Below are 12,363 nucleotides of genomic sequence, written 5' to 3' on the forward strand. Positions count from 1 at the left end.
GGTCTCAGCGGCCGTGGCTGTCGGTGTAGGGCAGCAGGGCCAGGAAGCGGGCGCGCTTGATAGCGGTAGCCAGCTGACGCTGATAACGAGCTTTGGTACCGGTGATACGGCTTGGAACGATCTTGCCGGTTTCGGATACGTAAGCTTTCAGGGTGTTGAGATCTTTGAAGTCGATCTCTTTCACGTCTTCAGCAGTGAAGCGGCAGAATTTACGACGACGGAAGAAACGTGCCATTTAATAGGCTCCTCTAAAGGTCCGTGGATTACTCGTCAGCGTTATCGCTGGAGTCGCTGTCATTGCTGTCGTCGCCTTCGGCGGAGTCAGCATGCTCAGGACGCTCACGACGCTCACGGCGCTCGCTGCGGTTTTCTTCAGCCTTCAGCATCTCGGACTGGCCGGTAACGGCTTCGTCGCGACGGATGACCAGGTTACGGATAACGGCATCGTTGTAGCGGAAGTTGTCTTCCAGCTCGGCCAGGGCCTTGCCGGTGCACTCAACGTTCAGCATCACGTAGTGAGCCTTGTGAACATTGTTGATTGCGTAGGCCAGTTGACGACGGCCCCAGTCTTCCAGGCGGTGGATCTTGCCGCCATCTTCTTCGATCAGCTTGGTGTAACGCTCAACCATGCCGCCGACTTGCTCGCTCTGGTCCGGGTGAACCAGGAAGATGATTTCGTAATGACGCATGAATGCTCCTTACGGGTTAGTAGTCTGCCAGGATATCTAGTCAGACAAGGAGTGAATGACACTGTGTGTCTTGCCATGGAGGGGAGGCACATGCGCACCTGCCAGCTCGGCAAGGGGCGCAATTGTAGAGAAGGCGCGACACACAAGCAAGGTGATTGGCGATTATTTGAACAGCCGGAAACACTTTATGACTGTACCGGCCCTATCGCCGGCAAGCCGGCTTCCACAAAGGCCCCCACAAGTCTGGATACCTGTGGTGAACCTGTGGGAGCCGGCGATAGGGTCAACGGATCAGCGCTTGGTCTGGCGTTGCCGCACGGCCTCGAACAGGCACACGCCAGTCGCCACCGAAACGTTCAGGCTGCTGACGCTACCACCCATCGGCAACTTCACCAGGAAATCGCAGTGCTCACGGGTGAGCCGGCGCATGCCCTTGCCTTCTGCGCCCATGATCATCACCAGCGGCCCGGTCAGGTCCTGCTGGTAGATCTCCTGCTCGGCCTCGCCGGCAGTGCCGACCACCCACAGGCCACGCTGCTGCAGTTTCTCCAGCGTGCGCGCCAGGTTGGTCACGGCCACCAGCGGGATCACTTCGGCAGCACCACAGGCCACCTTGCGCACCACCGGCGTCAGGGTCGCCGACTTGTCCTTGGGCACCACCACCGCCGTGGCACCCGCCGCATCGGCGGTGCGCAGGCAGGCGCCGAGGTTGTGCGGGTCGGTGACACCGTCCAGCACCAGGATCAGCGGCGGGGTTTCGGTGCGCTCGAGCAATTCCTCGAGCATCAACTCGCCCCACACCTGGCTCGGGCTCACCTCGGCAACCACGCCCTGGTGCACGCCTTCGACCCAGGCATCCAGCTCACGGCGCTCGGCCTGGCCGACCGCCACGCGGTTTTCCGCGGCCAGTGCCAGCAACGCCTGGATGCGCGGCTCGCTGCGCCCTTCCGACAGCCAGATCTGCTTGACCCGCTTCGGATGGTGCTGCAACAGCGCCTGCACGGCGTGCACGCCGTAGATCTTTTCCAGCTGACTCATGACTTGTTCTTGCTCTTGCGTGGCGCGCCGGACTTCGGCGGGCCTTTACGGTGCTTGGTCGGCTTGCCGGACGGCTTGCCGCCCTTGTCCGACTTGCTGCTGGCATGGCCGCCGGTGCGCGCCTCGCTCATCAGCGCCTTCTTCATTTCGCGGCTCTTGCGCACTTCGGCGTTGCGCTGCACAGCGTCTTTCGGGAAGTACGCTTCGGCGGTTTCGCTCTTGCGGCTGCGCGGCTTCGGCGTGGCCTTGGCCTCCACCACCGGCTGCTGCTCGGGCTTGTCGGCCCCTTGCGCGGCACCGCGGCCCTTGCGGCCAATCGGCGCGCTGAGCTGCTGCTCGGAGACTTCGAAGTCGATCTTGCGCTCGTCGAGGTCGACGCGCATGACCTTGACCTCGATGGTGTCGCCCAGGCGGAAGCTGCGCCCGGTACGCTCACCCGACAGGCGGTGATGCACCGGATCGAAGTGGTAGTAGTCGCCCGGCAGCGCACTGACGTGCACCAGGCCTTCGACGTAGATGTCGGTCAGTTCGACGAACAGGCCGAAACCGGTCACTGCGGTGATCACACCCGGGAAGGTCTCGCCCACGCGGTCCTTCATGAACTCGCACTTGAGCCAGTTGACCACGTCACGGGTGGCTTCGTCGGCCCGGCGCTCGGTCATCGAGCACTGCTCACCGAGCTGGTCGAGCGTGTTCACGTCGTACGGGTAGATGCGCGCCTTGGGGATGCTCATCGCGCCGGCACGCTTGACGTGCGGGGTATCGACCTTGGAGCGGATGATGCTGCGAATGGCGCGGTGCACCAGCAGGTCCGGGTAACGACGGATCGGCGAGGTGAAGTGGGTGTACGCCTCGTAGTTCAGGCCGAAGTGACCGTTGTTGTCGGTGCTGTACACCGCCTGGCTCAGCGAGCGCAGCATGACGGTCTGGATCAGGTGGAAGTCCGGGCGCCCGGCGATGCTCGCCAGCAGGGCCTGGTAATCCTTGGGCGACGGGTCCTTGCCCTTGTGCAGGGTCAGGCCCAGCTCGCCGAGGAAGGCGCGCAGTTTTTCCAGGCGCTCCGGCGGCGGGCCGTCATGCACGCGATACAGCGCTGGCACACCGTGCTTGTGCAGGAATTCGGCGGTGGCGACGTTGGCCGCCAGCATGCATTCCTCGATCAGCTTGTGGGCATCGTTGCGCACGGTCGGGCGGATTTCCGCGATCTTGCGCTCGTCACCGAAGATGATGCGGGTTTCCTGGGTTTCGAAGTCGATGGCGCCACGGGCGTGACGGGCATCGACCAGCACCTTGTACAAGTTGTACAGGTTCTTCAGGTCCGGCAGGACCTCCTTGTACTCCTCGCGCAGCGCCTTGCCCTCACGGGTGCGGGCGTGTTCGAGCATGCTGCTGACCTTGTTGTAGGTCAGCCGTGCATGGGAGTGGATCACACCTTCGTAGAACTGGTAGTCGACCATCTGGCCGGCTTTGTTCATGGTCATTTCACAGACCATGGCCAGGCGATCGACGTGCGGGTTCAGCGAGCACAGGCCGTTGGACAGTTCCTCGGGCAGCATCGGTACCACGCGCTCGGGGAAGTACACCGAGTTGCCGCGCTGCTGGGCTTCGACGTCCAGGGCCGAGCCCAGGCGCACGTAGCTGGAGACGTCGGCAATGGCCACGTACAGGCGCCAGCCACCGGAGAACAGGCGCAGCTTGCCCAGCGGTTCGCAATAGACGGCGTCGTCGAAGTCGCGGGCGTCCTCGCCATCGATGGTGACGAACGGCAGGTGGCGCAGGTCGATGCGCTTTTCCTTGTCCTTCTCTTCGACTTCGGAGCGGAACTTGCGCGCTTCCTTGATCACGTCCTTGGGCCAGACGTGCGGAATATCGTAGCTGCGCAGGGCAACGTCGATTTCCATGCCCGGCGCCATGTAGTTGCCGATGACTTCGACCACGTCGCCTTGCGGCTGGAACCGTGGGGTCGGCCAGTGGGTGATCTTGATTTCGACGAACTGGCCGATCTTGGCGCCGCCGTTACGCCCGGCGGTCACCAGCACTTCCTGCTGGATCTTCGGGTTGTCCGGAGTCACGTAGCCGATGCCGCCTTCTTCGAAGTAACGGCCGACCACGCTCTCGTGGGCGCGGGAGATGACTTCGACCAGCACGCCTTCGCGGCGACCACGACGGTCGACGCCGGAAACCCGTGCCAGGGCGCGGTCGCCGTCGAAGACCAGGCGCATCTGCGACGGGCTGAGGAACAGGTCGTCGCTGCCATCGTCGGGGATAAGGAAACCAAAGCCGTCGCGGTGGCCGGAGACACGGCCGCAGATCAGGTCCAGCTTGTCTACCGGGGCATAGGTGCCGCGCCGGGTATAGATAAGCTGGCCATCGCGCTCCATGGCACGCAGGCGGCGGCGCAAGGCTTCGATCTGGTCTTCTTCGTGAAGACCGAACTCTGCCGCCAGTTCCTCGCGCGCGGCCGGCTCGCCACGATCGGCAAGGCGCTGCAGGATCAGCTCACGGCTGGGAATGGGGTTGTCGTATTTTTCCGCTTCGCGAGCGGCCTCGGGATCGAGGGATTGCCAATCGGCCATCAGAAGGGGTTCACCTTGGGGTATATAGATAGGAATTCTGGCATAGGCGTATTGAAACCGGAAATGTCAGCCTTGGACAGCCCCAGCGGCATGTCCGGCGCGCCGCAATAGGCCTGTGGAATCAACAAGTTGAATTTTTTGAAATTTTTTTCGATTGGGGGCTTTACAGCCCTTGGGAGCGTCCGTATAGTGCGCACCACAACGACGGACAACCCCGAAGTTGTAGTAGAGATGAACGACGCTGTAAAGCATCTTGTAATCTCGAATGTGTGCCCAGGTGGCGGAATTGGTAGACGCGCTGGTTTCAGGTATCAGTGACCGCAAGGTCGTGGAAGTTCGAGTCTTCTCCTGGGCACCAAGATTTTTCAAGTAACAGATGACCAAGGATCTGTTACTACTGTGTGAAAGCGAACGATAGTCGCCTTCATCAGATGATGCAAAGCTTTGCCCAGGTGGCGGAATTGGTAGACGCGCTGGTTTCAGGTATCAGTGACCGCAAGGTCGTGGAAGTTCGAGTCTTCTCCTGGGCACCATACAAAAACCCACTAGCTTGCTAGTGGGTTTTTTCTTGCCTGCGATTTTTGTATCCCCCCTTCTCGCTTGCCGGAATGTCTGGCTTGGCGATCTGCCATGAATTTCTTGTCACCCGGCCACTTGAGAAACGATTTCGTTTACCATTGTTTCCAAATATGTAGCCGTAAGCGAGGAAGTACCCGCATGACGATCCGTCCGCAACCGCTGATGCGCACCCTGGCCGCTGCAGTGCTGAGCCTGGTGATCGGCGCTCCGGCCGCCATGGCAGACGACCCGGTCAGCCTGACCATGTACAACGGTCAGCACAAGGAAATCGGCGAAGCCATTGCCAAGGCCTACGAGACCAAGACCGGCATTCACATCAATATCCGCAAGGGCAGCAGCAACCAGCTGGCCAGCCAGATCATCGAGGAAGGCGACCGCTCGCCGGCCGACATCATCTACACCGAAGAATCCCCTCCCCTGAACAACCTGGGCGAGCTGGGCCTGCTGGCAAAGATCGATGACGCCACCGCGAGCATGGTGCCCAAGGAGTACGTAGGCGCCAACGGCACCTGGATGGGCATCACCGCCCGTACGCGCATCGTGGTGTTCAACCCGAAAAAGGTCGACGAGAAAGACCTGCCGACCACGGTCATGGACTTCGCCAACCCGGAATGGGAAGGACGCGTCGGCTATGTACCGACCAGCGGCGCCTTCCAGGAGCAGGCGGTGGCCATCCTGAAAATGCACGGGCGTGAAGCCACCGAAGAATGGCTGACCGGCCTGAAGGCCTTCGGCAAGACCTACACCAACAACATGGTCGCCCTCAAGGCCGTGGAAAAAGGTGAAGTCGCTGCGGTGCTGGTGAACAACTACTACTGGTATGCCCTGCAGCGTGAGCGCGGCAAGCTGGACACCAAGCTCTATTACCTGGCCGATGGCGATGCCGGCAACCTGGTCACCATCTCCGGCGCCGCCGTGGTCAAGGCCAGCAAGCACCCGAAAGAATCCCAGGCCCTGCTCAACTGGATGGCCAGCGAAGAAGGCCAGCGTGTGATCACCCAGACCACCGCCGAATACCCGCTGCACAAGGGCATGGTCTCCGACCGTGGCCTGAAGCCGTTCGAGGACCTGCGCCCGCCGAAGATCTCGCCAGCCGACCTGGGCAATGCCGAGGAAGCGATCGAGCTTGAACGCGAGGTCGGCCTGCTCTGATGACCGCCGTCCTGTCCCAGCCGGCGCCAGTACGTTTCGTACCGCGCCGCAAGCGCCCCTCGATCTGGGTGGTGCTGCCTGTGCTGTTCCTGGTGGCGATGAGCTTGCTGCCACTGCTGTACGTCGCCATGAAAGCCTGGGAAGCCGGCTGGCGTGAAGCCCTGCATCTGCTCTGGCGCCCGTTCGTCTGGGGGTTGATGCGCAACACCCTGATGCTGATGGCCGGGGTGACGCTGGCCTGCATGGTGGTGGGCATGGCCCTGGCCTGGTTGCTCGAACGCAGCAACCTGCCGGGCCGCCGGTTGTGGGGTGTGGTGCTGTGCCTGCCATTTGCCGTGCCGTCGTTCGTCAGCAGCTTCACCTGGGTGTCGCTGAGCTCGGACTTCGAAGGCCTCGGCGGGGCGATCCTGGTCATGGCGCTTTCCAAGTACCCGCTGGTGTTTCTGCCGGTGGCAGCGACCTTGCGCAACCTCGACACTTCGCTTGAAGAGTCGGCGCGCACCCTGGGCTACAGCCGCTGGGGCGTGTTCCGCAAGATCACCCTGCCACTGCTGTGGCCCTCGATGCTCGGCGGCGCGCTGCTGATCGCCCTGCATATGCTGGTCGAGTTCGGCGCATTGTCGATTCTTGGCCTGCAGACCTTCACCACGGCGATCTACCAGCAGTTCGAACTGGAGTTCAGCAACGCCAATGCCGCCATGCTGTCGGCGGTGCTGTTGGCGCTGTGCCTGCTGATGCTGTGGCTGGAACTGAAGGTACGCGGCAAGGCCCGCCACGTGCGCATCGGTCAGGGCGTGGCACGCCGCGCGCAGCCGGTACGCCTGCGTGGCTGGATGCCGTTGGCGCAGCTGTTCTGCCTGGGGCTGGCGATTCTCGGTAGCGGTATTCCGCTGGCGATGCTCGGCTATTGGCTGAGCGTCGGGTCGTCGGCAGCCTTCCCGGTGGCCGAGATCAGCAAGGCCCTGCTGACTTCGCTATCTGTGTCGCTGGGCGGCGCAGGCCTCTGCGTGCTGCTGGCGTTGCCGGTGAGCCTCCTGGTGGTGCGCTACAAGGGTCGCCTGGCACTGTGGGCCGAACGCCTGCCTTACCTATTGCACGCCCTGCCCGGCCTGGTGATCGCCCTGTCGCTGGTGGTGTTCGCGTTGCACTATGTGCCGGCGCTGTACCAGACCACCGCGCTGCTGCTGCTGGCTTATGCGCTGCTGTTCCTGCCTCTGGCCCAGGCGCCGGTACGCACCGCGCTGAACAAGGCTTCGCCGACCCTCGAAGAAGCGGCCCGCACCCTGGGTGCCAGCAGCTTCGCGGCGTTCTGCCGGGTGACATTGCCGATCATCTTCCCGGCCATGGCAGCGGCCTTTGCTTTGGTGTTCCTTGATGCCATGAAGGAGCTCACCGCCACTCTGCTGCTCAGCCCGACTGGCATGACCACCCTGGCCACTGAAGTCTGGGCGCATACCGCCAACGTCGAGTTCGCAGCGGCGGCGCCTTATGCAGCGTTGTTGATTGTGGTATCGGGGTTGCCGGTTTATCTGCTGACTACGCGGATGTATTTGAACAAGGCTTGAAAGCTTGCCCAGGCTGCCATACGGCCTGGGCATTACGCCACCAAGGCAACTCACTTCCTGGATACGATCCGCAAGACCCGCAGAAACAGATTAATAATGTCCAGATACAGCGATGCGGCGCTGTCAATCGCGTTATCCACGGTCCGCTCGATCTGGTTCGCACGCCCCCCCAACCCCGATATAGCCACAGAATATCAATGCAGTGATCCAATCCATTACCGCGAGATGGATACCGAATAACCAAACCTGCGCCAATTCAACGAAGATCACAACTATCAAGGCTGTACACAATGACGCCTCGATGCGCTTGAAGAAGCGGGGGAACGCAGTCCCCAGCAGCATCATGGTAACGGTTAGCAAGACGGTCGCCTGCAAGGCCTTCACGATGTTTTCATGTGAGTATTCCGGGAGGACGATGACAAGCAGCAATCCGACCGGTATCACGATCAGGTTGTAGCCGAGGAAACTGTACAACGGCTTTTCAGATTTGAAGATGATTGCGACACCCGCTAACGCTGTGATCATGTAGCCAACCAAGAACAGCATCATGGGGACGGCCCGAACAATCTCAGCCGGCACCGTGACTACCAGATACCAGTTGACGAAGAATCCCCACATAAGCACTGCGCCGAGGATGAAATTGTAGGTATTCGCCGATATTTTATGGTTGGTTCCAAATCGATTGAAGGTTCCGTTTTCCAGCATATCCGTTATGCTCCCTGGATCTATTCCTAACAAGTAGCGCCGCAGTCACGCCCACTCAACAGCATCTGGTCAAGCCCCTGCTGTTATGTAGCGATAGCGCCTTATGCGGTGTTATTGATTGCTGTATCGGGTCGCCCATCGACCTGCTGACTACGCGGATGTCGTTCAACAAGGTTTGAGAACGGGCCCAGGCTGGAGAGCAGTCTGGATTTCCGAAAAGACCAGCGCAGCTGGAGCTGTCCAGATATTTGGTGAAGGTCAAATTGGTGAGGGTGGTACGGCCGGAGGACGCGCCACCTGCAGAGCTTGCAGTGGCTGAGGTGCTCTGGTTGGCGCCGAACTTGTAGCCGATGATTTCGATCCAGTCTGCGTACTGCTGGTCCAGTGCTTCGCCATTGATTGGCGACTGTACAGGACCATAAATGGCACTACATTGCTGGCGTGGACCTGAAGCACTACCTGACCGTCAAGCTGGAGATCACCGAGCGACTGTCAAAAGATATTGGTATTTAGCAACACCGCCACCAGTAGGAGCGGCCTAGTGTCGCGAAAGGGCCGCAGGGCGGCCCCGGCAATCTGCAGCGCTACGCAGACCCTGGGGCCGCTGCGCACCCCTCGCGACACAAGGCCGCTCCTACAGTCGATAGCGTCATGCGCGGAACTGACCCAGGCTGGCGCGCAACTGGGCTGCCAGGTCATCCAGCACCTTGCTGCTGGCGGTGGTTTGCATCACCACCTGCGCCGAGCGCTCGGCCTGGGCGTGGATGTTCTCTACCCGCCCGCGCACTGCCTGTGCACCGTGCGCTTGCTGCTCGGCCGCCCGGGTGGCCAGGCCAATCGCCGCGTGCACCTGCTCCACCGCCACTTGCACCGACTGCTGGCGACGTTCGTTGTCACGCAACACGAGCAGCCCTTCGCTGGCCTTCAGGCCGGCCTGGCTGATGGTGGCGACCGCCTCCTTGGCACCCTTCTGCAGTGCCGAGATATGCGCCTGGATATCCCCCGTGGAACTTTGCGTCTTGCTCGCCAGTGCCCGCACCTCGTCGGCCACCACGGCGAAGCCGCGCCCGGTTTCACCGGCCCGTGCGGCTTCGATGGCGGCGTTGAGGGCCAACAGGTTGGTCTGCTCGGCGATACCGTGGATCACGGTCAGCACCACTTCGATCTGTTCGCTCTGCTTGGCCAACCGCTCGATCACGTGCGAGCCGGTCTCGACCTGGCCGGCAAGGTTTTCGATCAGGCCGGCCAATTGCGTCGACGTGCGGCTGTTCTCGTCCGTGGCCTGACGAATGCCCACCACCTGCTGCAGCGCCGCCTTCATCGCATGGCTTTCGGCCTGGGCTTCGTCAGCCATGCTCGACAGGTCACGCAAGCTCGCCGCCACTTCATCGCGCTGCAATGCTGCGGCCGCATCAGCACCGGCGTTGCGCTGGGCCATGGTGCCGATCTCGACGCCGGTACGCTGCGCCACTTCTCCGGCCTCACGCACGATAGGCTGAAGCTTGTCGACGAAACGGTTGACCGCCGAGGCCATGTCGCCGATTTCGTCGCGGCTGTCCAGGTTGACGCGCTTGGTCAGGTCGCCTTCGCCAGCAGCCAGGTCATCGAGGGCGTCTACCAGCAATCGAAGCTTGCTCAACACGCGACGACCGAGTACCACGGCAACCGCGATCAAGACACCCAGGCCGACCAGCACGAGGCCCAGGCCGAAGCGAAAGCGCAGCTCACCCGCGGCATCGCGCACGGTTTGTGCGGTATTGGCCTGCATCGCCGTGGCACTGCTCTGCGCAGCTTCCAAGCGATCACGCAGGGCTTTGCCGCTGTCCGCCGCAGCGGCACCGAGGCTGTCGCCTACCAGTTGTTCGCCGCTGGCGATCAAGGCATTGAAACGCTGGTCCAGGGCCTTGAGCTCCTGGTCCACACCCGCGGTGGAGACCCCCATCAGCACCTTGCCGATTTGTGCACCGTTAGGACTGATCGAGGCTTCGACGAAGTACACCGAAGGGTCCCGGCGAGCAGCATCGAGCACCTTGTCCAGCGTCCGCTCGCCCTGACCTTTCTCTATCAGGGCCTGGTTGATGGGGTTCTGCCGGTTGAGGTAGCGCGTCAGGTGCTGGCCCTGGGCATCGTCATAGATCACGAACAACACGCTGGGGTTGCGCTGGGCGCGGCGGGCGAAGTCGGAGAGCGTCGGCACGTCGTTGTCCCAGATCGCCCGCGGGGCGACCGAGGCCAGCAGTTCGGCCATGTCGTTGGCGGAGTCCTTGAGGTTCTTCTCCAGCGTGGCCCGCAGTTGCTGCTGCTCGCTTTGCAGACGCTCGGAGAGCCCGGCGCTGAGGCGCTGACGGGTACTGCTGGAGAGCCCTTCCAGGCCAGAGCGGACTTGCTGCCCGGCTTGCTCCAGCTCGCCGGCCAGTTTGCGGCTGTCATTGCCCAGACGCTGGTTCAGGTCGGCCTCAAGCGCAGTGATGGTGCTTCGGGTCAGCGCAACGGCAAACAGGAACTGCACCAAAAGGGCGATACCCAAGGCAACAAACACAGGCCGCAACAGGCGGCTTCGTAACAGAGAGAGGATGGCAGACACGGTGAAACCCTCGTGCTTTCTGGCGCCACTATTTTGATGGCATCTACAGGAGCTTCTTACAGCAAGGGTTGTGCCGGGGGCAGCAGGGATATGCGCCAAGGTCGAGCAGACAAACAAAAACGCCGCGGCCCCTTTCAGGACCGCGGCGTCAGATCAGCCTGAAAGGCGGATCAGGCGAACGGATGACGCAGCACGATGGTCTCGTTGCGGTCCGGGCCGGTGGAGATGATGTCGATCGGCGCGCCGGTCAGCTCCTCGATGCGCTTGATGTAAGCGCGAGCAGCTTCTGGCAGCTCTTCCAGGGTCTTGACACCCAGGGTCGACTCGCTCCAGCCTGGCATCTCTTCGTACACTGGCTCCAGGCCGATGTAGCTGTCAGCATCGGAAGGCGCGTCGATGACGGCGCCGTTCTCGTTCTTGTAGCCAACACAGATGTTGATGGTTTCCAGACCGTCCAGTACGTCCAGCTTGGTCAGGCAGATGCCCGAGATGCTGTTGACGTCGATGGCGCGGCGCAGGATGACGGCATCGAACCAGCCGCAACGGCGGGCACGGCCGGTGGTGGAACCGAACTCGTGGCCACGCTTGGCCAGGGTGGCACCGGTCTCGTCGAACAGCTCGGTCGGGAACGGACCGGAACCTACGCGAGTGGTGTAGGCCTTGGTGATACCCAGGATGTAGTCCAGGTACATCGGGCCAACGCCGGAACCGGTGGAGATGCCACCAGCGGTGGTGTTGGAGCTGGTGACGTACGGGTAGGTACCGTGGTCGATGTCCAGCAGCGAACCCTGGGCGCCTTCGAACATGATGTCCTTGCCGGCGCGACGCAGGTTGTGCAGTTCGGCGGTGACGTCGAGCATCATCGGCTTGAGCTGCTCGGCGTAGGCCATGCACTCGTCCAGAGTCTGCTGGAAGTCGATGGCCGGCTCTTTGTAGTAGTTCACCAGCTGGAAGTTGTGGTAATCCAGCAGCTCACCGAGCTTGGCAGCGAAGCGCTCGCGGTGGAACAGGTCGCCCACGCGCAGGCCGCGGCGAGCGACCTTGTCTTCGTAGGCTGGGCCGATACCACGGCCGGTGGTGCCGATCTTGGCTTCGCCACGGGCTTTCTCGCGGGCCTGGTCCAGGGCCACGTGGTACGACAGGATCAGCGGCGCAGCTGGGCTGATGCGCAGGCGCTCGCGCACCGGTACGCCCTTCTCTTCCAGCTTGGTGATTTCACGCATCAGGGCATCCGGGGCAACGACCACGCCATTGCCGATCAGGCACTGAACGCCTTCACGCAGGATGCCGGACGGAATCAGGTGCAGAACGGTTTTTTCACCGTTGATCACCAGGGTGTGGCCCGCGTTGTGGCCACCCTGGTAGCGCACTACGGCGGCAGCATGTTCGGTCAGCAGATCGACGATCTTGCCTTTGCCCTCATCACCCCACTGGGTGCCCAGGACGACGACATTCTTACCCATAACACTTGTCCT

At 62.0% G+C, this 12,363-nt stretch carries 9 protein-coding genes, 2 tRNA genes and 2 pseudogenes; 4 read left to right on the forward strand and 9 right to left on the reverse strand.

Annotation, left to right across the window (positions count from 1 at the left end):
- Positions 1-4: 4 nt before the first annotated feature.
- The 4 genes from rpsR to rnr all read right to left on the reverse strand — a co-directional run bounded on the left by rpsR (position 5) and on the right by rnr (position 4,303).
- Entirely contained in the window at positions 5-235 is a 231-nt protein-coding gene (gene rpsR, locus PPL01S_RS07740; RefSeq protein ID WP_003249563.1) for a 30S ribosomal protein S18, read from the reverse strand.
- Positions 236-263: 28 nt separating this feature from the next.
- Positions 264-689 (reverse strand): 30S ribosomal protein S6, encoded by a 426-nt coding sequence (gene rpsF, locus PPL01S_RS07745; RefSeq protein WP_003249557.1) that lies wholly within the window; start codon positions 687-689, stop codon positions 264-266.
- Between the two features lie 291 nt (positions 690-980).
- Positions 981-1,727 carry a 23S rRNA (guanosine(2251)-2'-O)-methyltransferase RlmB gene (gene rlmB, locus PPL01S_RS07750; protein WP_016395234.1) on the reverse strand — a complete coding sequence of 249 codons (747 nt, stop codon included), beginning with the start codon at positions 1,725-1,727 and terminating at the stop codon, positions 981-983.
- Positions 1,724-4,303 (reverse strand): ribonuclease R, encoded by a 2,580-nt coding sequence (rnr, locus tag PPL01S_RS07755; protein WP_028625489.1) that lies wholly within the window; start codon positions 4,301-4,303, stop codon positions 1,724-1,726. The genes rlmB and rnr overlap by 4 nt, the downstream gene beginning before the upstream one ends.
- Positions 4,304-4,574: 271 nt before the next feature.
- On the opposite strand from rnr, the gene PPL01S_RS07760 reads away from it, so the two are divergent.
- From PPL01S_RS07760 to PPL01S_RS07775, 4 genes are all read left to right on the forward strand, one after another.
- Positions 4,575-4,661: transfer RNA gene (locus PPL01S_RS07760), tRNA-Leu, on the forward strand.
- Positions 4,662-4,749: 88 nt separating this feature from the next.
- Positions 4,750-4,836, forward strand: a tRNA-Leu gene (locus PPL01S_RS07765).
- A 184-nt stretch (positions 4,837-5,020) separates the two neighbouring features.
- Positions 5,021-6,034 carry an extracellular solute-binding protein gene (locus PPL01S_RS07770; protein WP_016395236.1) on the forward strand — a complete coding sequence of 338 codons (1,014 nt, stop codon included), beginning with the start codon at positions 5,021-5,023 and terminating at the stop codon, positions 6,032-6,034.
- Positions 6,034-7,599, forward strand: a complete 1,566-nt coding sequence (locus PPL01S_RS07775) for an ABC transporter permease (RefSeq protein WP_028625488.1) — start codon at positions 6,034-6,036, stop codon at positions 7,597-7,599. Before PPL01S_RS07770 ends, PPL01S_RS07775 begins: the two co-directional genes overlap by 1 nt.
- Before the next feature lie 132 nt (positions 7,600-7,731).
- Here the strand turns inward: PPL01S_RS07775 and PPL01S_RS07780 are convergent, their stop codons facing one another.
- From PPL01S_RS07780 to PPL01S_RS07790, 5 genes and pseudogenes are all read right to left on the reverse strand, one after another.
- Complete coding sequence (locus tag PPL01S_RS07780) at positions 7,732-8,304, reverse strand: Bax inhibitor 1 family protein (RefSeq protein ID WP_462933165.1); 573 nt, start codon at positions 8,302-8,304, stop codon at positions 7,732-7,734.
- Positions 8,305-8,530: 226 nt separating this feature from the next.
- A pseudogene (locus PPL01S_RS25055) lies at positions 8,531-8,728 on the reverse strand (type VI secretion system tube protein Hcp); the annotation flags it as partial.
- A 225-nt stretch (positions 8,729-8,953) separates the two neighbouring features.
- Positions 8,954-9,838 carry a methyl-accepting chemotaxis protein gene (locus PPL01S_RS25980; RefSeq protein ID WP_415639449.1) on the reverse strand — a complete coding sequence of 295 codons (885 nt, stop codon included), beginning with the start codon at positions 9,836-9,838 and terminating at the stop codon, positions 8,954-8,956.
- 21 nt (positions 9,839-9,859) lie between these two features.
- Positions 9,860-10,552: pseudogene (locus PPL01S_RS25985) on the reverse strand (methyl-accepting chemotaxis protein); the annotation flags it as partial.
- Positions 10,553-11,058: 506 nt separating this feature from the next.
- Positions 11,059-12,351 carry an adenylosuccinate synthase gene (locus PPL01S_RS07790; protein WP_016395240.1) on the reverse strand — a complete coding sequence of 431 codons (1,293 nt, stop codon included), beginning with the start codon at positions 12,349-12,351 and terminating at the stop codon, positions 11,059-11,061.
- Positions 12,352-12,363 lie beyond the last annotated feature (12 nt).

Origin of the sequence: Pseudomonas plecoglossicida NBRC 103162 = DSM 15088 (genome assembly GCF_000730665.1) — a bacterium.
Classification (GTDB): domain Bacteria; phylum Pseudomonadota; class Gammaproteobacteria; order Pseudomonadales; family Pseudomonadaceae; genus Aquipseudomonas; species Aquipseudomonas plecoglossicida.